Origin of the sequence: Bacillus sp. UNC322MFChir4.1, from assembly GCF_000746135.1 — a bacterium.
GTDB lineage: Bacteria > Bacillota > Bacilli > Bacillales > Bacillaceae_G > Bacillus_A.
In genome coordinates this window covers 13,091-34,072 of record NZ_JQKQ01000015.1, presented here as the reverse complement: position 1 = coordinate 34,072, position 20,982 = coordinate 13,091, and the positions used below count along the sequence as shown (strand labels likewise).

At 32.5% G+C, this 20,982-nt stretch carries 28 protein-coding genes and 10 pseudogenes; 5 read left to right on the top strand and 33 right to left on the bottom strand.

Annotation, left to right across the window (positions count from 1 at the left end):
* Positions 1–21: 21 nt before the first annotated feature.
* The 17 genes and pseudogenes from BR72_RS25440 to BR72_RS08260 all read right to left on the bottom strand — a co-directional run.
* Positions 22–446, bottom strand: a pseudogene (locus tag BR72_RS25440) (DDE-type integrase/transposase/recombinase); the annotation flags it as partial.
* Positions 447–596, bottom strand: a complete 150-nt coding sequence (locus BR72_RS27620; protein ID WP_420482250.1) for a DDE-type integrase/transposase/recombinase — start codon at positions 594–596, stop codon at positions 447–449.
* 84 nt (positions 597–680) lie between these two features.
* Positions 681–1,154, bottom strand: a complete 474-nt coding sequence (locus tag BR72_RS08330; RefSeq protein ID WP_035431878.1) for a hypothetical protein — start codon at positions 1,152–1,154, stop codon at positions 681–683.
* A gap of 147 nt (positions 1,155–1,301) precedes the next feature.
* Positions 1,302–1,652, bottom strand: coding sequence for a hypothetical protein (locus tag BR72_RS24925; RefSeq protein ID WP_051957260.1), 351 nt, complete (start codon positions 1,650–1,652; stop codon positions 1,302–1,304).
* Between the two features lie 42 nt (positions 1,653–1,694).
* Positions 1,695–1,838: pseudogene (locus BR72_RS25435) on the bottom strand (GAD-like domain-containing protein); the annotation flags it as partial.
* 70 nt (positions 1,839–1,908) lie between these two features.
* On the bottom strand, positions 1,909–2,415 hold the full coding sequence (locus BR72_RS08315; protein ID WP_035431877.1) for an ankyrin repeat domain-containing protein: 507 nt from the start codon (positions 2,413–2,415) through the stop codon (positions 1,909–1,911).
* Positions 2,416–2,431: 16 nt separating this feature from the next.
* Positions 2,432–2,887, bottom strand: coding sequence for a hypothetical protein (locus BR72_RS08310; protein WP_035431876.1), 456 nt, complete (start codon positions 2,885–2,887; stop codon positions 2,432–2,434).
* 19 nt (positions 2,888–2,906) lie between these two features.
* Entirely contained in the window at positions 2,907–3,878 is a 972-nt protein-coding gene (locus BR72_RS08305) for a hypothetical protein (protein ID WP_035431875.1), read from the bottom strand.
* 345 nt (positions 3,879–4,223) lie between these two features.
* Positions 4,224–4,508: pseudogene (locus BR72_RS08300) on the bottom strand (hypothetical protein); the annotation flags it as partial.
* Between the two features lie 161 nt (positions 4,509–4,669).
* Complete coding sequence (locus tag BR72_RS08295) at positions 4,670–5,047, bottom strand: hypothetical protein (protein ID WP_035431874.1); 378 nt, start codon at positions 5,045–5,047, stop codon at positions 4,670–4,672.
* A gap of 104 nt (positions 5,048–5,151) precedes the next feature.
* Positions 5,152–5,673 (bottom strand): Imm6 family immunity protein, encoded by a 522-nt coding sequence (locus BR72_RS08290; RefSeq protein WP_051957259.1) that lies wholly within the window; start codon positions 5,671–5,673, stop codon positions 5,152–5,154.
* Between the two features lie 15 nt (positions 5,674–5,688).
* On the bottom strand, positions 5,689–5,850 hold the full coding sequence (locus tag BR72_RS26700; RefSeq protein WP_231559688.1) for a hypothetical protein: 162 nt from the start codon (positions 5,848–5,850) through the stop codon (positions 5,689–5,691).
* Positions 5,851–6,071: 221 nt separating this feature from the next.
* On the bottom strand, positions 6,072–6,557 hold the full coding sequence (locus tag BR72_RS08280) for a hypothetical protein (protein WP_035431870.1): 486 nt from the start codon (positions 6,555–6,557) through the stop codon (positions 6,072–6,074).
* Between the two features lie 66 nt (positions 6,558–6,623).
* Positions 6,624–7,094 (bottom strand): HNH endonuclease, encoded by a 471-nt coding sequence (locus BR72_RS26335; RefSeq protein WP_051957258.1) that lies wholly within the window; start codon positions 7,092–7,094, stop codon positions 6,624–6,626.
* 453 nt (positions 7,095–7,547) lie between these two features.
* Positions 7,548–7,934 (bottom strand): hypothetical protein, encoded by a 387-nt coding sequence (locus BR72_RS08270; RefSeq protein ID WP_035431868.1) that lies wholly within the window; start codon positions 7,932–7,934, stop codon positions 7,548–7,550.
* 119 nt (positions 7,935–8,053) lie between these two features.
* Positions 8,054–8,566: a hypothetical protein gene (locus BR72_RS26695; protein WP_197059933.1), complete on the bottom strand. Its 513-nt coding sequence runs from the start codon at positions 8,564–8,566 to the stop codon at positions 8,054–8,056.
* 133 nt (positions 8,567–8,699) lie between these two features.
* Positions 8,700–8,966: pseudogene (locus BR72_RS08260) on the bottom strand (SMI1/KNR4 family protein); the annotation flags it as partial.
* Between BR72_RS08260 and BR72_RS26330 the strand changes: the two are divergent.
* Positions 8,945–9,046 (top strand): annotated as a pseudogene (locus BR72_RS26330) (IS3 family transposase); the annotation flags it as partial. The pseudogenes BR72_RS08260 and BR72_RS26330 overlap by 22 nt on opposite strands.
* Before the next feature lie 205 nt (positions 9,047–9,251).
* Here the strand turns inward: BR72_RS26330 and BR72_RS08255 are convergent.
* The 6 genes from BR72_RS08255 to BR72_RS08225 form a co-directional block, all read right to left on the bottom strand.
* A complete protein-coding gene (locus BR72_RS08255; protein WP_156107921.1) occupies positions 9,252–9,428 on the bottom strand; it encodes a hypothetical protein in 177 nt (58 codons plus the stop codon).
* A 338-nt stretch (positions 9,429–9,766) separates the two neighbouring features.
* Complete coding sequence (locus BR72_RS08250) at positions 9,767–9,976, bottom strand: hypothetical protein (RefSeq protein WP_035431864.1); 210 nt, start codon at positions 9,974–9,976, stop codon at positions 9,767–9,769.
* 3 nt (positions 9,977–9,979) lie between these two features.
* Complete coding sequence (locus BR72_RS08245; RefSeq protein WP_035431861.1) at positions 9,980–10,450, bottom strand: hypothetical protein; 471 nt, start codon at positions 10,448–10,450, stop codon at positions 9,980–9,982.
* Between the two features lie 89 nt (positions 10,451–10,539).
* Positions 10,540–11,681, bottom strand: a protein-coding gene (locus tag BR72_RS08240) for an IS3 family transposase (protein ID WP_156107920.1) whose coding sequence is annotated in 2 segments (ribosomal slippage) — positions 10,540–11,447 and positions 11,447–11,681 — 1,143 coding nt in all. Because the reading frame shifts where the segments join, the coding sequence is not laid out codon by codon here.
* A gap of 106 nt (positions 11,682–11,787) precedes the next feature.
* Positions 11,788–12,120: a hypothetical protein gene (locus tag BR72_RS08230; RefSeq protein ID WP_091000212.1), complete on the bottom strand. Its 333-nt coding sequence runs from the start codon at positions 12,118–12,120 to the stop codon at positions 11,788–11,790.
* A gap of 49 nt (positions 12,121–12,169) precedes the next feature.
* Positions 12,170–12,631, bottom strand: coding sequence for a deaminase domain-containing protein (locus BR72_RS08225; RefSeq protein ID WP_035431855.1), 462 nt, complete (start codon positions 12,629–12,631; stop codon positions 12,170–12,172).
* Between the two features lie 72 nt (positions 12,632–12,703).
* On the opposite strand from BR72_RS08225, the gene BR72_RS08220 reads away from it, so the two are divergent.
* Positions 12,704–12,931: a hypothetical protein gene (locus BR72_RS08220; protein WP_051957256.1), complete on the top strand. Its 228-nt coding sequence runs from the start codon at positions 12,704–12,706 to the stop codon at positions 12,929–12,931.
* A gap of 217 nt (positions 12,932–13,148) precedes the next feature.
* Here the strand turns inward: BR72_RS08220 and BR72_RS08215 are convergent, their stop codons facing one another.
* Both BR72_RS08215 and BR72_RS26325 read right to left on the bottom strand, forming a co-directional pair.
* Entirely contained in the window at positions 13,149–13,400 is a 252-nt protein-coding gene (locus tag BR72_RS08215) for a hypothetical protein (RefSeq protein WP_035431854.1), read from the bottom strand.
* A 6-nt stretch (positions 13,401–13,406) separates the two neighbouring features.
* Entirely contained in the window at positions 13,407–14,033 is a 627-nt protein-coding gene (locus BR72_RS26325) for a hypothetical protein (protein ID WP_231559686.1), read from the bottom strand.
* A 64-nt stretch (positions 14,034–14,097) separates the two neighbouring features.
* Between BR72_RS26325 and BR72_RS08205 the strand changes: the two are divergent.
* Positions 14,098–14,374: pseudogene (locus tag BR72_RS08205) on the top strand (transposase); the annotation flags it as partial.
* 68 nt (positions 14,375–14,442) lie between these two features.
* Here BR72_RS08205 and BR72_RS08200 read toward each other — a convergent pair.
* A pseudogene (locus tag BR72_RS08200) lies at positions 14,443–14,955 on the bottom strand (SMI1/KNR4 family protein); the annotation flags it as partial.
* Position 14,956: 1 nt separating this feature from the next.
* On the opposite strand from BR72_RS08200, the pseudogene BR72_RS08195 reads away from it, so the two are divergent.
* Positions 14,957–15,961 (top strand): annotated as a pseudogene (locus tag BR72_RS08195) (Mu transposase domain-containing protein); the annotation flags it as partial.
* Positions 15,958–16,704: pseudogene (gene istB / locus BR72_RS08190) on the top strand (IS21-like element helper ATPase IstB). The pseudogenes BR72_RS08195 and istB, both read left to right, overlap by 4 nt.
* A 701-nt stretch (positions 16,705–17,405) precedes the next feature.
* On the opposite strand, the gene BR72_RS08185 reads toward istB, so the two are convergent.
* The 7 genes and pseudogenes from BR72_RS08185 to BR72_RS08160 form a co-directional block, all read right to left on the bottom strand.
* Positions 17,406–17,849, bottom strand: coding sequence for a hypothetical protein (locus tag BR72_RS08185; protein ID WP_035431852.1), 444 nt, complete (start codon positions 17,847–17,849; stop codon positions 17,406–17,408).
* 17 nt (positions 17,850–17,866) lie between these two features.
* Positions 17,867–18,619 (bottom strand): hypothetical protein, encoded by a 753-nt coding sequence (locus BR72_RS24910; RefSeq protein WP_156107919.1) that lies wholly within the window; start codon positions 18,617–18,619, stop codon positions 17,867–17,869.
* A gap of 133 nt (positions 18,620–18,752) precedes the next feature.
* Positions 18,753–18,872, bottom strand: a pseudogene (locus BR72_RS27615) (SMI1/KNR4 family protein); the annotation flags it as partial.
* A 178-nt stretch (positions 18,873–19,050) separates the two neighbouring features.
* Positions 19,051–19,533, bottom strand: coding sequence for an antitoxin YezG family protein (locus BR72_RS08170; RefSeq protein ID WP_035431850.1), 483 nt, complete (start codon positions 19,531–19,533; stop codon positions 19,051–19,053).
* Positions 19,534–19,937: 404 nt separating this feature from the next.
* On the bottom strand, positions 19,938–20,288 hold the full coding sequence (locus BR72_RS08165) for an Imm3 family immunity protein (RefSeq protein ID WP_051957254.1): 351 nt from the start codon (positions 20,286–20,288) through the stop codon (positions 19,938–19,940).
* 20 nt (positions 20,289–20,308) lie between these two features.
* Complete coding sequence (locus tag BR72_RS25410) at positions 20,309–20,452, bottom strand: deaminase domain-containing protein (RefSeq protein ID WP_231559685.1); 144 nt, start codon at positions 20,450–20,452, stop codon at positions 20,309–20,311.
* 122 nt (positions 20,453–20,574) lie between these two features.
* A complete protein-coding gene (locus BR72_RS08160) occupies positions 20,575–20,973 on the bottom strand; it encodes a hypothetical protein (RefSeq protein WP_035431848.1) in 399 nt (132 codons plus the stop codon).
* Positions 20,974–20,982 lie beyond the last annotated feature (9 nt).

The following is a 20,982-nucleotide window of genomic DNA, read 5'->3' as shown; positions in this document are numbered from 1 at the left end:
GATTCCTAACGGAATCTCCAGTTATGCCGTTACTCCAAACAGCTGGTTGATAAAGATATTCTGCTTTTGAACGGACTGATCCCGTAAATCTATTTGTCCTTTTTTGATCATATGCATAGCTTCCACACCACTCAATATAAAGGCTGCTGTTTGGTATGATTTGAATCCCAACATAGAGCGTATTCGTTTCTTAATAAAACGATGGTCTTGTTCCACCATGTTATTCAGATATTTTATCTTCCTGATTTGGATGCTGGCTGGCATCTTTTTTTCTTTCTTCAACTGTGCTATAGCGACCGGATAAGCAGGATTCTTATCAACTGTTATGACACGGGGTTTGGAAACATAAAAAGACCGCAAAGCCTTTTTGAAAAGCATTTTGCAGCCTTGTGATTTCTTGTTTGACTCAGATAAAAATCAATGGTGTTTCCTTCGGAATCTACAGCTCAGTACAAATACATCCATTGACCTTTCACTTTTACATATGTTTCATCCACTCTCCAGGAATCATTTAGTTGTTTCAAATGTTTTCGAATTCGCTCATTTAATTCAAGCCCATATTGATGTACCCACCGCATAATGGTTGTATGAACCAAAGATAGCCCTCGTTTCTCCATCATTTCCACAAAATTATTGAAAGAATCTACACGAACGTACTAGAAGGCCTTCATTTAGAGTAATCATATATTAGGAATACGCTCAACCTCAACTTCGTATATTCCAAATTTCTTGTCACTATAATAAATACTTCTGTCTATCTTATCCATTTTAGATATTTGTAAAAGTAAATCATTGTCTATTATCTTAAAACACCGCTTTAATGGTATTGTAGACTCTTCTTCAAAACAACCTAGTAAAAGATCTTTTATCGTTTCTTTCTTCTTTGTTTCACATCTTACTCCGATATACATCATTTCAAATTGATCGTCAGGGACTAAAAATGTATCAATTACTATGAATTCTTCTGTTTCTTCGTTTTTCAAAATATATACTTTACCGATTCCATAATCACTTGGAGAAAATTCTCCTCCAAAAAAAAGCTTATCTTCTATGAACTCTTCTGTAATTGTAACATTTATTTCCTTAGCCATTTGAATTAAAACTTCATCTTCGATATTGCTTCTCTCATAATGAAGAAGGTATTCCGTAAACATCTTCTCGCTCCTTCATTTCAGATTTAATTATGATATTTAAATATCCATTTATAAATTATGAAATTACCTCTCTACAACACTAATCTGCTCATCCCATTATCTACACAATGCCCAGAATCCTAGTATTACTCTTAATTCACTGTTAAGCTATTTACTTGCAAATGCTTTTTCTATAATTTGCTCGGCTGTTAAATCTTCATCTGAATAAAAAATATAATCTGAGATGCCTGGATTCTTCACTGCAGTTTCTACTATTAATAGAAGATTGTCAATTTCATACTCCTCCCCAGAAACATCTTGTATCTTAGTGACCATATCAATCAATTCTTTTTTTGATAGGTTATCTTTTTTTCTGTTCTCATAATCGATTATTCTATTACTGATGTATTCATGACCATGATCCGCATAAAATAAATCACCTACATCAGGAAAAGTTACGAGCGACTGAAGTTCTATAATTAGTTTATCCGTAAGTTCCAAGAGGTATCTTTTACCCATTATTTCCTCAACTAGTCTTCTTTTTTTTTCTTTCTTGCTTCATCTTAAATACCCTTGCATAAATGTACCAAATCCATAATTACTCCATAAATTTATTATTTCATTTGGTACTACGTATTTATATTTTTCAATGATTTCACTCGGAGCTTTGCTATGCAACTTAAAATCTTTTAAATATTGTTCCATTTAAACTCCTTCTCTAATGTGTTACATTCAAATAAGTATTTTTTAGTTGTTCTGGTGTCATATTTTCTTACTAATCCCTTGATTTGTTCATCTTTAAATATTCAGCAATTTCTGTTTGCCCTCTTTCAATAGCAAATTCATAAGCTCCCATATCTTTCATAGTATCCCCTGTATACTTAACAGTAATATCAATACCATTCTGAACAAGATACTTTACAATATCAAGATGCCCACCATAAATCGCTGAGAATAGAGGATTTCTATTTGGATCACTAACATCTAATATTGCACCATTCTCAAATAAGTACTCTACAATACTAATTTCACCTTCACTAGCTGCATGTGCAATAGGCGCTGACTTTGGTACACCTTCGTTTATATTAATATCCATACCAGATTCAACTAGAAACTTTATCATATCCAGTTTACCGGCTCTAACCGCAACATGTAGCCACGTTCCAAAAGGTGTTACAAAATCAAGCAAACTTTTATCAGTAATAATTATCTCTTTCGCTTGTTCTATATCATCATTCTCAATTAAATCATAGATTTTTATTGCTTTTTCCTTATTATCCATAGAGTCCTACTTAGGTCTATCTATAATACTTGATACACCTTTCTGAAAAAGGGATTCTATCATCGTGCAGCACTTCTTCTTGCAGCAATTTTGCTATATTCTCTATTTTTCCAATGAATAGTGCGAAGAAGTCGCCCGAATTTGGATATGAAAATAGTCCATACCCCTTTGGTGACAGTATTTTGTTGACCTCCTTGATCTTTTCAGGTAAAAATTCATAATGAAATGCTTCTAATTTCTCGAGTTCTTCTTGTGTTGCTAATTCAATTTGGTGGGCAAATTCGTAATCAAGAATAAAATTGACAATTTCTTGGTATTCCTCACCTTTATAGTCAACGTATAAAAACTGTTTCGTCGTCAATCCATATTTTAATAGGTCTTCATGTAAGTCATAACTTCCTTGTTCCTTCAAAAACGTTTCCAAATCCTTGCTATCAGGAAATATAATCTGTGCTATCCCTTTATCAGGCATATTTGCTTCCTCCCTTTTATTAAAATAATTCTCCATGCTTGTTGGGAATATATTCTGGGTAGTTTTTACGATAAAATTGATCGATCATCTGAAGCACGGGATCCCACTCAGGGTATGGCTCACGTTCTCCAAATACCATTTTCGCTTCTGGAGTATTCATCAGAAAATTATCGAATTGAGTAGGTACTGGCAACCCTAGTTGTTTCCTTACATGGATCAAAAATAAGATTTCAAAAGGATAAAATCCGAATCCGAAATCACCAAATTCACCGAACTGTCCGATTTCAGAAGCTAATGCAGAATGATACTCAGACATTATCGAAATTAGATGTTCTATTGCTTCTAAATCACCAGTCGACCAACGTCCCAGCACTTCATCATAAATGTTCAGGTCTTCAGGGATTAAATCACATCGTAGTTCAGCTTCCTTAAACTTATTTATCACGGCTAGATGCACTTTTTCATTCGTTCCCATGATGGTTTTATTTCTATACTGCAAGTACAGCTCTAGCAAAAACCAAATATGTCTATCCTCTTCATTGGCGTCTATTAAATGTTCACCGAAGTGATGAGTCATAAAATCATATAAGATATGTTCTTCTTTCTCCCATCCATACATTGCAAAATGAACTAATGTGAAGACGACTTCGCTAAACGAATATTCCAACATCATCCCAGGATACTTGATTGTATAGAGATCCTGTCCCATGCACTGGTAAAATAAAACCTTCTGCATGTTCTTTAATCCTTCTACATTGTTTCCACCGCTGATCAATACATCATTTTTCCATAGTGACAAGTGATATGAAGAAATTTGGTTTAGATTTATTAATAGTATGTGATCTTTCTCTGTTTCATTTTGCTCAACGATTTTCTCAATCTTTCTTCTACTGACATTATATTTATCTTTCACATCTTCAAATTTGATTCCATCCACAAAATTTTTGCTATATCTTCTAAAAGCCATTTCTAACTTTTTTTGGTTTATCATTGCATCCTCCCTATAAATTAATCTATTTTCTTATTCCAGTCCTTTACCTGTAACTCATCAACGCCGAATCCAGTATCAGTGACTCTAATAAAATCGAATTGTAGACCAGGACTCTCCTCCATCAGTTCCTCTAAGTTATCTCTAAAACTGGCATACCTCGAATCATCGCTGTTAACCATGTCTTGGAAGTACTTATCTCCGCCCTTTTTCTGTTTATCCGAGTAACTAAAACTAGCGGAATCTGATGCTAATTAATTTTTTCGCTATTTGACCATAGTAATTCACCTTTTTCGCCTAATTCATATGTTTTTACTTCATTTGCTTGTGATTTTACTACTAGTTTACATTATTTCTATTTTCTTTATCAATTTTGAATGTATAAGCCTCATCAAAGAAAAGTTGGTGGATGTCTTCATTAACCACTCCATCTAAGTTATTTTTCTTATGATATTGTTTCGCAATTGCTATTGCTTCCTCAGGTTTTAATACCACATCTACAGTAATTTCATTTATTTTTCTATTATGTCTAAGGCAATCTTCTTTCTTCAACTTAATATAATCTTGGAATTCTTCATTAGACAATTGCTTAAACTCTTCATCAGACATGTTTTTATACTTTTCTAAAGACATAAAAAGTCCCCTCCATAATAAACAGTACAGTAACTTTCTTTCAAATGTCTACTATAAGGGGATAATGCTAGAATACAAAAATCATCTTCTTGATGTTGCATAATTTTTTTCAAAATATCCTTTACAGAGGGTACAGACTATTGCTTGGGAGTCTTAAATATTTATTCTTCAATATAATACTGAGAACATAATATCCAACCGTTCAATCCATATGAAGATTGTACTTTATAATAGTTTAAGCTATTCTCATTCAAATATTGCAGTAGTTCTTCATCTGTTTCGTAATCCAACGGCCAATAATAGTTTTTTCCTTCAAACAACAATTCTTTATTTTCACTTAAAAAATCTTCTATTTTTCCTTTAATAACATCTAAAAGGATACTATTAGGAAGTTGATGTTCAAAATGAAATGTTAAAAGTTTTTTGAACATAATTCTATGTTTTATATTTCCTTCATCTTCTATCAACATTTTTAATTCCAATTTTTCAAAATCTACTTGATAAGATAATATCTTACTATCATGAATCTCACTAATCATTTCTAACACTCCTTATTTTTATGGTTGTCTCGGCGGCCTTTTATCCCAATCCCATTTATGTCTATGTGAAAATTCATGTGTTCCATCATCAGAATGATTAAAATCTATCTCTTCTTTAGCTCTTCCCTTATCATCATAATATCTTCTTTAATGATTGTATTACTTTGCAACCCACTACCAATAGGATAATTTTCTAATAAATGTTTTTTTACTTCATTAAGACTTTCCATCTTAAAAAACTTAGATTCAATAGCAAGTTCAGCTAATCTTACTAGTGTTGTATCATCTATTGGTTGTGGAAAACAATAGTCATTTTCTTTTTTATAAGCTTGCCAAGTCGTATATGAAACAGCATATAAAACTGAACCTAAAACATCTGCTTCCTTTCTATCTTTTATCCTAAGAACAAGTGTAGCAAGGTTTAGATAATCTTCACCATCTATATAATCACATAAATCATCTGCTTCTATTTCTTCATCTTCAAGCCATTTCCAGCAACTATCTAATGCTTCTCTACAAGTTTTATACCTATTATCATTTTTATCTATTAATTCAAACATTCTTTCAGCTATTATTAAGCTGATTATAGCTTTAGCATTTTCATCAATATTTTCTATAAAATCCATGATTAATTACCACTCCTATTCTGTAAATTGATATTCTTTTTTTAGTTTTTTTCTAATTTGAACTACATTTTTCACTTCAAAAGATAAAGTATATCTCGGATTTTTTAAATCTGGATCTATTTCTGTTGAAACCTTTACAGTTAAATTTGGATACCTATCAGTTAACTGTTTAAGCATTCCTCTTTCATCATAAGGAACTTTCTCAAATAAACCCCTTGTGTACATAAAAAAATAGCAGAGATTTCTAGCATTTATCTCTACTATTTTTCGCTATTAACTTCTAAAACAAACCAATTTCCATTCCATATAATCACACAAATACTATTCAGATAAGATTATCAAATGAGAGTCTCTTATCTCTTTCATAACTTTTCAAATTATTTTATTCATATCTCAAGTCACTCAAATTCGTCTAAACTATTCAGAGTTTCATCACTTATGTCAAAAGGCTCAAATTCCTCCCAATTGTTTAATTGAAACGATACTCCATCTACATTTACAAAGCCACTTCTCTTATAGAAATAACCACCGCGTTCATAAAGTTTTATTACTGGCTCAAATAAATCTTTGTTTTCAATAGCGATTTGATTTCCCTCATCTATAAGTGCATTTAGTTCAAGGAAACTTGTAACTATTGCCTTTTGATAACTATTCTTCACTTCATTAATTAATTCAATTTCTTCTATATTTGCTTGTGGTGATGTGATTGAATTAGAAATACTTATAAAGGGATAAACACATTTACCTGGATACGTTCGGAAAAATATCGCCGTTCTCCTTAAATACTCTTTGCACAATTGGACATTCGATTTTCGTTCTATTTCCCCAATACGACTCCAATCGATTGCTGAAATTCGCTTAATTGCTTGGTCTAAATTCCCCAAATATTTTCACCCCTTACGTATTTTTCATAATATAATCAAAAGCTCCTGGAAATTCACCTGCATTTTTTATATCATCTCTTGTCCATGATTCAGGGAACCACGACTGACCAGTCCTTGTTCTCTTAGTAGGAGTTTTATGATACGTAGCAATCCGATTTTTATTTCTTTTAACTGTTTTGGAGTAAATATTTCTTTTGGAATCTCTCCATTCTCTATAGCCTCCTTTAGCATTTGAGTACACGCTTTAAACTGCATATCATCTAGCTTAATATATAAACTTTTATCTAGTCTCATTGTAAGCTTAACATCATACCCTTTAAATATTGGGAATCCTAAAATATCAAACGGACAAACTATAATATCAATGGTATTGCCAATGAAATTAATATTATTGAGGATTTGCGGACAAATGCCAATTTTTATCAAGAAAACAGGGATGAAAAAGGCGAGCTTTTTATTTAGATTGATTGATTCAAGTGCATGTTGGAAGTGGAATGAATATTTTAGAGCATTTGCAGAATTTTTCTTTACAAGCAACGAATCGAACGAGACATAGAAAAAGCTATCCTTGAAGTTCGTAAAAACAAAGAAACCATTAACTTAAACGAAGATGATGAATAACTCTTATCATGAAATAACACTATAAAAAAAGTCAACAGACCACTACGTTCTCCTAACGTCGCTGTTGACTTCTTTTATTGGGCATGTTCTTTTATCAGTGCCCGAGGAACACACAAAATAGCTAATACATTAGATAACCCCTCGAGCTTTTTTAGTTTAACATGCCCACCGTTCGCTGTAGCATTCGAACCTGTTTTTCAAAAATCTTTTCTCTTTGCCCTCAGAATCTAGCAAAATAGCTTTTAAAGACTTATATAGAAAAACAGTATCAGTGATTTTTTATTCACCAATACTGTTTCAATAATATATAACCACTAACAATTTACTTGTTAGTTTAGATTTACTCCCTCACGTAAAAGTATTTTGTGACTAAAATGGTTTTTCATTTACTATTTCACATTTAAGACTTTCACTTGCAATAATTATTGGCGCCTCTTCGAAATCTTCAGCGTTAATTTTAAAAATATAATTTCCTTCTTCAACTTGATATCTATCAATAATTTTCCACATTTCATCTCCTTCTACTAGCTCTATAAATGGTTTGGAATCATCCAAATGCCAATTTAATAAACTGGAAATATAATAGGGTATTCCAAATTCTATATTGATGGCAAATTCATTGTACGAAGTATCTATTCTACCAGCTACAACAATATCTCCACCATCCATTCTTGCAAACTCAAAAACCATCCATAAACATTTTTTCAAATAATTGTTAATTTTTAATATCTCATTACTAATTTCTTCTGTATTCATATTTTTCTCCTTTTTCTCTATTTGTCAACAGGTATATGAGTATCTTTAGCTGCTTTATGATTAAAATCAGGATTAGGTGTTCCACCTTTATGAAATTCTTTTAGCACACTTTCATGCCACTAATTTCCATCAACATCCATATATTCCATTCCGCTCCCTTGTTTTCCCGGAACAGGAGTAGCCTTTCTTGACACTCTATATATAGATTCAGCATCAGTATGTGCACTATTTCCAGGATGAACTCTTACTTCATAATTATAACCATCCTTTGTCCATTTCTGTTTTAAATTTTTAGGAACTTCGTCTAATCCTTGTTGTTTTAATGCTTCATCTAAATAGCTTTTAGGAAGGTTAGCCCCGCTAGCTTTCTCACCAACATCACCCGTACCCTGAGCAAGCAAAGCCTCCTGCCCCTGAATCTTATCATTCATAAACTTAGTGCTCTTTGCATGATGCTTATTAACCCACTCGGTAACCTTTCCTGGACCGCCTTGCTTCCCTACCGATGCACTGTCTCCAGTTGGTCCAGGACCCTTGAAGAAGGCAAGTGTATTATCCATACCTTGGGCCATTTTTCCGCCAAGTTGATACATTTTGTCATTTCTGGATTCTCCTGTTTTTAATCCAGACAATTTGAAATAATCTAATTATCATTTTATATACTTAAATGTTTTATCGAAACTATTTTTATACTAAAACAAAAAGGGCTGTTCCATAAGCAAGTAAAACCAACTTATAGAGCAGCCCTTTTATTTTTACTATCTATTAATCATGTAATTTGTTTAAAAACTCAGTGAAGTTACTTGCTACTTCCTCTGCTTCTTCTGCTGTAATCCCTTCACTTTCCATCAGTGCTTCTTTTTCCCATGCATCTTCATGTTCCCAAAAGACAACAATCGGATTTTCTTCATGATTTTTATAATCAAAGCAGATTAAATTTCCTGCCGAATCGATTCCAAATAGTACTAGTTCTTTTGGTAATGTATCTTTATATTCATTTTCAATTAAAATTAGAAAAATATATTCACTACTACAATAATGGCCGAATTAAAACAAAATTAAAAGGAATGAGCCATGTACAATACAGAACTCATTTCTCATTAGCTGCTTAAAATATGTGTCTAACTTTTTGGGTTCACTTCACCATGACTTCCCTTGTTCGCTTCGACTCTTTTCAGAGCCGTTATTAAATTTTCCCGTGACAGTAGTTGTTTCATCAACATATTGATATTCCTTTCTTCGTGAACGTTACGTTCTGTTTGTGCCGTTCTTCACTTAGCCATCTTGAAGTCCCCCATGTATTCACCATTTCCTCCTTCAAGTAAGTCCGTTTGGATTGTCTGCCTCTACGTAAAGAATGAACGTCCAGTGTATCGTTCTTCCTAATTGCTCGGTCCTTCCCCATCTTTGCGCGAAGATAGGTACTATGACCTCTGCTGACTTCTGACTGTTCACCTTACTTTCACAAGTAAGGTTATCAAGTTCACTCGACATGCCAGTCAGACCTCCCCAGGTAAGCGCATATTCTTCCTCTCCATCTATCTGCTTCATTTACTCTGTATCACCTTTGGCAGTAAGACTTTGATTTGTTGTGCAATCTCATCCAATGATACCTAGCCTTATATGAAGTTCGTGTTCCTCAGACCGGAGATTTGCCGCCGACTTCCTTCAGATTCCGCGTCGCCACGGACACCCTTGTCTTAAGCTAATCGTTACTACTGCCTTCACGATTGGGGACTTGAACCCTAAAGAATAGACACATGCTGGGCGCACACAAAAAGGGCATATCCCTTTCGGAATTGCCCTGTACCTTAAGAATATATGTCAGTTTATTATTTATTCCCTTTCACAAAATGATGAATCCCTTCAAAAATAACTTCTTTTAAGGCTTCTGGATAATCCGAATAACCTTGTTTTTCCATAATTCTTTCCAATACTTTTTTTACATTTCCATCAAGTATTATAGTGACTCCTGGCGTTAGTTCACCAGTTTCTTCATTTTTAAATGTTTCTTTTATCATAGTTAATTTATTTTCTTGAATAACTTAATCCTCTCTAACTAAATAGTTTTTATTCTTATCTTCCCAGTATCTATACTCATAGGGTACTTGCTCATCAAATCGTTGTAAATAACCTTTCCAGTTATTTGGAATATATTCTTCAAAAGATATTGATTCTGGATAATTAGAATAAAAAATTAAACGCTCAAAATCTATCAAGAAGCATGGATTATAATCATAATAGGCTTCTTCTCTATTAGTTTTTAGTTCCCTTAAAAATTCTAACCTAATATCTTCTGTAAACCGTTCATATTTTTCTATTCTTTCTAAAAAACCAGCTATTGTAGTCTCATTCAAAATACTAATGCCTTTTCTTTCTTCTGGATATTCACTAGGAGGGCACCCAGCTTGATTATAATCTAAATACCATAAATCTGATTCAGTTATATACCAATTTAACTTATTTTTATATTTTATTCCTACTATAATATTTTCTGCATATAAAGGCTTAATCATTTAATTAGTTCACCCCTCTTACCTAATAATTTTAGCATTTTTACCATATTTGGATTTGAGTCAATATTTTGGACACAAAAAAGTTAAATCTAAGCTACTTTTTTAGCTAGATCTTCTATTGCTTGGGGAGTTTTATAACCAATGCTACTATGAATCCTCTTGCGGTTATACCATCCCTCGATGTATTGAAATAATGCTAAGTTTGCTTGTTCAAATGTGACATATTTTGTACGATATACTTCTTCTTTCTTTAAAGTGGCATGAAACGACTCCATACAAGCATTATCATACGGACAGCCTTTTTTGCTGAAAGAGAGGTTGATTTTATAATTCGCGAGTATCGTTTGGAATTTTCGACTTGTATATTGTGTTCCTAAGTCAGTATGCAGAATGGGACCTTCTGGTGGTTTCTGTGTATAGTAAGCGTTTTCTAACGCTTTTACCACAATATTCGTTGTCATATTTCGTGAAAATGAATAGCCAACAATTTTTTCAGAATACAAATCCATGACAGATGCAAGGTAACACCAACCATCTTTTTGCGTGTGAATATAGGTAATATCTGCTACCCACTTTTCATTAATTGTCGTTGTAGAGAAGTCCTGTTCTAGTAGATTTATCCGTTCCTCTACATTTGATTTTGATGAATTTGGTTTGTATTTCTTTAAGATAACGGAACGAATATATTCTTTTTTCATGAGCCGCTGTACACGCTTTATACTTACTTGTAATCCTTGTTCCAATAGTATTTGATGAATCTTGGGCGCACCGTAACGCTTTCCACTGTCTTGATGAATTTGTATAATTTTTTGGGTTAATTCTTCATTTTCACGACTACGCTTTGACTCTGTTTTGTGCTGAGATTGGTAGTAAGAATTTCTCGCTATCCCGAGAGTTTGGCACATCATATGAACAGAGTGCGTTTCTTTTTGACAATCGATAAATTGGTGTAATTCTGTATCTTTTATTTTCTCGCGAATATAGCCATAGCCTTTTGTAAAATTTCATTTTCTTCTTTTAGACGAAGCATTTCTTTTTTCATTCGTTTTAGATCTTCTAGCGTCATTTCATCCTCATCAACTGATGCGATAGGAGAATATATTTTAATCCATTTATAAACGGTTACTTCTGATATGCCATACTCGCTGCTTAATTGTTTTACAGATTGTCCTGAACGATATAATTCAACCACCATTTTTTTAAATTCTTCATTAAACTTCTTGTTTGTCATACGGACACTTCCTCCTTGAAATCCATTGTAAGGACTTAACTAAGTTGTGTCCATATGACTATACTAACTCTATTATTTTTGTAGTTAGTTTTACATTTAAATGTATCTAGTTTGAAATATATCCAGACACTTCACTTATTTCTTCTTTTAAAGCTTTTAATTCATCTTCGTTTAAATTATACTTTGATAAATCTAACATATTAAAACTTTCAATCTTCTTTTTTAAAACTTGTTTAAAATCATCACCTAATGGTTTTCCACATCTAGCAAATCTAGTAGCAATTGTTATAGGCATCACTATTTCATCAAGCTCATTCTGTGGTTGGTCATAATACATACATTGTGATGCTGCAACATCATAAGTACTTCCTTGTTCTATCCACATGTAAAAAGATTCCAAAGTTCTAAACTTACTTTCATAAAAATTGTATTTGTTCATCAAATATAACCTGCTTTCTATTTTTTTATCTTATATATTACTTCAATATCTATTTATGATATAATTTTTTAAATTGTTCTATTACATCTAAACAACTTGGGCAACATTCCAATTCAGTAAACAATTTAATTTTCCCTGCTGTACTATACTTGGTTCCCAATTTATTTTGTATTTCTGAAAGTATTTTAAATTCAGTATCAACATCTCTTAACCACGCTCCAGCTCCATCTACTACATTGTTTCCATCAACTTTTATTGCCTTTAATAAAGTTGAATCTGGTTTTATTGAAATGCCAGTTCCCTTAATACTCTCTATCTCTGCCTGTATTGCACTATGTGCAATATATTCATTTTTAGTTATACCCTCTATAGTTACTTCAGCACATCCAAAATTACCTTTTCCTATAGCCCATTGTGGCAATTTATTTTTATATTTATTGATTATATTTAAGAAATTAGAATCTACCACTTCATCAAGTAATCTTATAGTAGTTTTAGCATAAGCCCCCAATCAAACAACGCATATAAACACGTAGCGCCTCCTGGTACGATGAATGTATCAATTTAAGGAGGTGCTTTTCATATGCCGCAACAAAAACTAACTATTGTCCCCGTAACATTACATACGGAAAACAAAAATACTTCCACAACAAAGCCAGACATTCTTTCCTCAAATCCTACTTGCACGATCAAAACGGCCACCGCTGAAATTTCCTTCTTCACGGGAATAGATGAGCACATCATCCAAACAGTCATAAGAGAGTTGATTAACAGTACGAGCTTTGTCATTCTCGTATTTAAATGTACTTGAGTAGTAAGTGTGGTGATTATCCTAAAATTCACAGTAACCATTCTAGTATATTTGCTAACCATCATGAGTATTTGATTCAAAACTCATATTGCTTTTCACCCTAAATATCTAAAAGTAAAAACCTTGAAAGGCAAAAGCCAATCAAGGTTCTTATATTGTGCTATATTTCTTGCATACCTATATCTAATAAAAAATTTATAAAATCATAAGCAAGCTATCAAGATTCAATAGTTGTTCGATCAACAAAATTTTGATTCTCTTTAATAATCATTCTTGAAAGTCGTCTTCCTGCTCTCTTAAAAAAGAATTCATCAGCGAACTCTTGTGAATCAATTTGCGATAGCTGGTTGATAACTCCATTTTTTTTATCATATTCAATTCGTCCCATTAAATCTTCATTCGGTCCATATTGATATACTACCCTCTCTTCATCCTCAAACTCCTTCAACATTAAAACAAAAACTGCCATGAATCTTTACTCCTCATAGTTTTCCTCCCAATTCCAAGGCCTTCCAAATTCTATTATTTTGTCATGAGCTGTTCTATAATTAGTCTGAAATATACCCTCAAATTTTGATTCGAAAATTTCGTGATGTAATAATTGTATATCAGAATCTACTTGTCTCCCATCTGTCAATCTTTCCCATAATTGAGCTAGTTCGTAGTCCGGATCAAATCTCCCAACTTCGTGATCCTTTATATGGGAGTTATTAAAAACATGATCTTTAATCCTTTGCATTCTAGCAACAGAAAAGCCCGTATTTTTAGCGATAGCATTCACATCTTCTGTTCCTAAATCCCTAAATTTTTCATGCATCTCTTCTGCAATAGCTTCTTCCTCGAAGAACCGCTCTGGGAATATATTTCTTCCACCAGTTTCAGCATATTGTATAGAATTACCCGCACCCTTAATACCACTCTCTTCCAACTTCGAAATCCGACTCTGAATAAACTCTTTCCTATTTTCAAAGGTCGCTTTCACTGAACCTCTCAAATCCGTTCCGCGAAGAACTGTTTTGGCCCCACTAGAGGCAGCAGCATCAGCGAAAGCGTAGGCTAAGGAATTATCTAGAGATATACCGAATAATTTCTTTGATACCACATTAATTCCACCTGCTACACCATTTCTTACCTTGATCCATTTTAAAAACATCGGAACATGGCGGCAGGAGTGGCACAATCAAATGAAACAATACCAAAATACATTGAAAAAAAGGAATCACGCAAAGTATGCCTCGTAAAGGCAATTGTTTAGATAACGCAGTCATCGAAATTTTCTTTGGCTTATTAAAGTCTAAACTACTTTACTTACAAGAGTTCGAAAGTATGGAACACTTTAAATTAGAAAAATATATTCACTACTACAATCATGACCGAATTAAAACAAAATTAAAAGGAATGAGCCCTGTACAATACAGAACGCATTCCTCATTAGCTGCTTAAAATATTTGTCTAACTTTTTGGGTTCACTTCAAAATCTAGTTATACCACATCTTAAAGAGATTTATTGCCTATATTCCTTGCTCTTCCTCTAACAATTCTTCAAAGTAATCTGCATAAGTCCTCCACTCATCTGGTTTGGACGTAAAAGAATTTTTCTCTAATCCAGAAATTCCCACTCCGTCAAACCAAATAATTGCAGGATTATTTAGAGTGTCCATTACTATTAAACTTTCAGGTGGTTCAGCTAAAACAATAAATCTAGAGGGTAAATGGACAACCTCTCTTAATCTAATTGTTTCATCTATGATATTTAGACTGTTATCTACATTCGAAAATGAGTAGTTACTTATTCCCCCCAGATATCCCCCGCTGAAAAATGTAGCTATCTCACAAAAATCTTCTGGTAATTTTATATTCAATTTCTCTTCTATTTTCACTAAATCTTCATCCGTAAATTCATTTCCTTCAAATACTGGATGTCCATTTGGATCAAGCATCCCCATCACTTTTTTATCTTTATCAGACACAATCAATGTGTAGTTCTCCATAAGAAAAGGATTTTCCGGTAAATCTACTAATACTGCCTTCCGTTATTTTGGTGGACGTACAGAAGAAATTGTTTACGACCAAGATCATCTTTTAAGTGTTAGTGAAAATGCGGGAGATTTAATACTAACAACTGAATTTCAAGCATATGTAAAGGAACGGAAATTCCGTGTTCATTTATGCAGAAAGGCTGATCCAGAATCTAAAGGAATGATAGAAAATGTGATGAAGTACATCAAAGGAAATTTTGCGGATAGTCGTGTATTTACAAACATTGATGACTGGAATACTCGAGCACTAGAGTGGCTGGGACGTACAGGTAATAAGAATGTACACAACACAATAAAAAAGAGACCTGTTGAAGTGTTTCTCCTGGAAAAGCAACACCTTCAACCCGTCTCCCCACTACTTTCTAAAGAAAGTATCTGTGCAGATATTATACCAAGGACCGTTAATAAGGACAATACTATTCGTTTTCAATCAAACCGTTATTCAGTTCCTGTAGGAACTTATAGATCTCAACCAGATAATCAAGTATTTCTAGAGATACAAGGTGAAGATGTTAATGTTTTAGTTATTCGCAAACAACCAGATGGTGATATCATTGCAGAACACCAAATTAGTTTTGAAAAAGGAAAACTGATAAAAAATCGCAACCACACGCGAGATCGTTCAAAGGGAATTGAAGAGTTAAAACGCAGTGTTATCTCTCATTTCAAAGATCAAGAGGCGGCACATATGTATGTAAATGAAATTTGCTTAAAATATGCTCGTTATCGCCGAGATCAATTAGCGATTCTTAAGATGGTAATGAAAGAAGATTCGGAGTGGATCAATCTAGCACTTCAAAAATGTATAGATGAGAAACTCTATAGTGCAAATGATTTTCGTGATGTCGTGAGTTATTTAAAGAAATCAAATGATGAAATGATATGGATAAGTGAAGAGAAAATTTGTATTCCTACATCTGAAATACAAGTCGAGGTACCGATACGCTCTCTAGATACATATACAAGTATTCTAGGAGGACCAGATCAATGAATAAAACAATGACGGAATTACAAGCTTATTTTCGCCAATTACGTTTATCAGAAACGGCTGAGGAGCTTCCTAAGCTCCTTCGCGAAGCCGAAAAATTGTCTTGGACTTATTTCGAATTTTTGGAGACAATCACGTCCTTTGAAATCAATAAGCGAGAAGCAAAAAGCATCGAAAAACGAATTAAATGGGCCCGTTTCCCTTATTTTAAAACACTTCGTGAGTTTCAAGTTGAAGAACAAACAGCTCTGACAGAGCGTCAATTAACACAACTCCAGGAATTTAGTTGGTTAGAACAGCAGTATAACTTAATTTGATTAGGACCTCCTGGCGTTGGAAAAACGTTTCTAGCAATAGGATTAGGAATAGAAGCGATTCACAAAGGGTTTCAAGTATATTTTGTGACCATGGGAGAATTGATTCAACTATTGAAAACACAAGAGTTTACGCATAAATCACAAGTACAGATGAAGCGATTAAGGGCGTCAGATTTAGTCATTATTGATGACTTAATGTATATGGCAATGGATCAACGAGAAGCAAATTTATTTTTCCAGCTCATTAATCATTTATATGAACGAAGTTCAATCATTTTAACATCAAATAAAAGTCCTGAGGAATGGAGTCATTTGATGGGTGATCAAGGTATTACGACAGCAATTTTGGATCGTTTATTACATCGTGTGGAGGTTATCCATATGGACAGAGATAGTTATCGTATGAAGAATAGGAAAAGTTTATTCTAAGCAGAATTGTAAAAGGCAACTTAGCAAAAAGTGTAAAATTCACCTTGACGGTTACAGGTTTTCCTAGCTTATCAGGTTACACATATCTTCTATTCTTGATTTACTGGTTTCTGAAGTCACTAGCCTTAATTAGCTAGGAAATCCTTTATCAGATGCTTATCCTTGAGAACCTGCTAAAAATTTTTAAATCACCTATCACTCTCTATTAAATCAGTATCTTTAGCCTTTATTCAACACTTTTAAAGTTTAATGCCACTCTTATTCACAGTTCTTTAAATCTCTATTTTCTGAGGTGTTATTGTTGCTTTTTAATGTAGTTCTTTTGAAAAATGTATTTATAGCGTATGTTAACTACTAAAAAAATAATGAACCAGCCTACTTAATTTCAGCTGATTCATTTCACCTTTTTACTGCATTATTAGTATTATGAAGTCACTTTTATAATCATTCAATTATTTTAATTCTATATGACCCAATATTTAGTTTTGAAAAAATATAATACTTCAAAGTATTGAAGTTAGTCTACTATAAATTATGTAGTTAAATTCAAGTTTGTTCCATATTTCTATGTTTTACAACAAAATACATTATTCATATACTTTAAAACTAATTAATAAAAAAGGAAAGTTTAATAGACTCTATTTGTTATAGCCTCTATTAAATTTTCTTTTAATTTTTCATAATAAAAATCACCCTAAAAATTATTCATTCTTAACTTTAAACTCGTTAACAAATTCATTATAATGCTCAGAAATTCGTTCCATTTCATTTTTATTAAATAATCTATATTGCTTCATAGCAAAATTCACATATTGGGGAACATAATCACATGAAGCATAAATAACCATTTGCTTCATAATTTCTCCTAATAAATATGGTTGAATATTATCTTCTCGCTGTGATATACATTTTAATACTTTGTGAAAGTCAATATCATTTATTATTCCTATTATCATAGTTTGAAAATATGCATCACCTTCATTATTAGTTAGAAAATTTATTCCTTTTTCTAAAGTTTTTTCTCTATCCTTTTCCCATAATATCATCATTGCTTCAATGGTTTCATCAATATCATTAAAATCATCTATTATTTTTACTAATTCCTCTACATTTTTAGATTTTAAATAATCATACTCTTCTTCCACTTAATATTTCTCCTTTCCTATTTTACTTCAATTAGTATAATAGTACTGCAATATGGTGTTCCACTTTTATCCAGTATCCACCAACTCTCTACTATGACAGGTTTATTTCCTACATTAATATAACTTCTAATTTTAGTATTCTTAGATGTGACTTCTTTTGCAGCATCCAAAACAGGCTTTGCTATCATTTCATTATTCTCAGCAGTATCTGTTATTCTAGCATCATCTAACAATTCCCCCATACCTTTGGAACGTTCGTAATTATGCACTATCTTGTCAGCCGCCTTAAATTCTTTTTCCATTTCTTTGGTAAATTCGGATGGATTTTGCTTCTTTAACTTTTGTAATTCTTTAATCCTATTCTTTAACTCTGCATAATTTGGAGGTTCTTTAATTTTACCTCTAATATAAATATCAATTTTTCCCTTATTTACTTGTGCATAACCATCTGTATATACTTTCACAGGATTCTGTGAGCCTGGTGGTGTTACTTCTTCAACATTAATATTTTTAGGATTACCTACCCCCTTAGCAAGCGAAGCCTCAAGCCCCTGAATCTTATCATTCATAAACTTACTACTCTCTGCATGGTGCTTATTAACCCACTCAGTAACCTTTCCTGGGCCGCCTTGCTTCCCTACCAATGCAATGTCTCCAGCTGGTCCAGGACCCTTGAAGAAAGCAAGTGAATTATCTATACCTTGGGCCATTTTTCCGCCAAGTTGATACATTTTGTCATTTCCGGATTCTCCTGTTTTTAATCCAGACAATTTGAAATAATCTAATTATCATTTCACCTACTTGAATGTTTTATCGAAACTATTTTTATACTAAAACAAAAGGGGCTGTTCCATAAGCGAGTAAAACCAACTTATGGAACAGCCCTTTTATTTTAACTATCTATTAATCATGTAATTTGTTTAAAAACTCAGTGAAGTTACTTGCTACATAAAATACATTCTCTCTTGCTACTTCCTCTGCTTCTTCTGCTGCAATGCCTTCAATTTCCATTAGCGCTTCTTTGTATTCAAAATCATAGAGTACAATAACAGAATTAATACTATATGCTAAATTATCACCATTTATTAACTCTTTTATTTTTGGGATAATTAGTTCACTATAAGAAAAATCATTTAAAATATCGTCTACATTATTTTTAGGATCTTCATAAAAACAATTTTGTAGTTAATTTATATATCCTCTACTCATCATCTTTACTATTCAAGTATCTAGCTATCATTTCCTTATGACTTTCATCAGTAGGTTCAATACCTAGAACTTCATACTCCCATATTATTTGTCTTTCTCCTGATAAAAATGGGGATTTTAATATATCATCATAATTAAATTTAATATTGAACTTTCCACTGCTGTCTAATAAAAAAGTAAGATTGGTCCATTGCTTATCATTATTTTCTTTATATTCCACATGCAAATCAACAACTAACTTCGTTAATTCTCTTAATAATTGACGATATATTTTTTTATCAACATTGTAAGTCTTAGGAATATCATGTCCATACACTATATGGCTGCTAGTCACAGAATCAAAATAGAAATATACTTCTCTAGAATCCTCCAAAACTTCCCCATATAAATATATTTTACTCCATTCATCTGGTATTATTTCATTTAATTTATTAGCAATTTCTCCATAAATAACTCCCATCTTCTTTGTTTCCATTTTACTAACCTCCTACTTGATTTAGTATTTCTATAAATTTAGTCTTCATTCCTAATATTCTATATATATATCAATAAAAAATGATAGGAAATAAATATCCGAATCCTTATACGATAGAAAAAGGGGGAAAATGGGTATTTAATGATGAGGGAGGAATTATAGAAACCATCCCTGACAACCCCGATGATTTTGAGGATTAAGTTTATAAAACAATAAAAGCCTGCAATAACATTTGATGAAATGCAGACTCTTCCTCCTTGAGAACAACATGGTTTTTATCTTAGTTTTAAGGTGTAAAATATACTGTGTAAAGTTTAAGAAACGAAGCTTATGCAGTATATTTTACACGCCCATTATATGACTGTTTTTTTGTTTAACCTGTTCTGTTTCGTGTCATAAGACTATTAATCATATAGACGTTTCTCTTCAATTTCATGTAAAATTTTCCCGATTCGAGAAAATAATCCTACATATTGGTCGCGAGTTAACTCTTGTTGAATTAAATCTGAGTTTAGATGCTTGAGTGTTTCAACTAAGTTATTCTTTGAATTTCTATAGATCTTTGGCAATGATATTAGAAGTTCTCCGTAAGCAGTATAGACAATTGCCTTTTTGGATTCTGATTGGTTTAAAACTGTCTCATATTCTCCGAAAGTTCTTTCTATCGCTTCTTCACTATCCATCTTTTCATCTTCTTTAAAATCATTATACGTTTCATTAAAATACTCAAATATTTCTTCATATGTTAATGCCATTGATAATTCCCTCCTATTGTTTAGGGTGATATCATATTACCATTATTGTGAACCACTTTGATTTCTATTTTGGGGTACCTTATTTTAAATTGATTTATAACTCCATTACAACTTGAGCATGTATCTTTTTCAGTAAACAGTTTAATCCTTCCTTGGGCATTCACATTATCACCTAATAAAAATAGACTGTGTCCGCTACATATCTGTAACTTACACAGTCTATCTTACACCCTCAAGAAAACACGAAAATTGTTACACATCCTTATTAGTCAATTCGATTTTTTGTTTAAAAATCAGATGGTAAACTCAAAATGTATTCAATCCTGCCTGTATTTTCTGTTTCTATTATTTCATAACCTCCTTTTTTTAACATTTCTTTGCACAATTCTATATCACTGCAAAGCTGATCTATATCTTTTTGATCCCTGCTATCTTCAAAATCTTCAATATTAAAGTATCCTTCCAGCCTATTGAAAATAAAATCGGCAATTTGTTTCGACTTAAGACCCTCTAATGCAATGGATACAAAATATAAAGATTTAGTAAATGGACTATAATTCAAACGTCTCGCTTCTTCTTCTAAAATTTTTGCTGAAGCTTGTGCAACAGTTAAACCTTCCTCATCAATATACTCTTCAAATCCATATGCCACTGAATTTTTTATTCTTTCATAACTATTTATCATACTATCAAC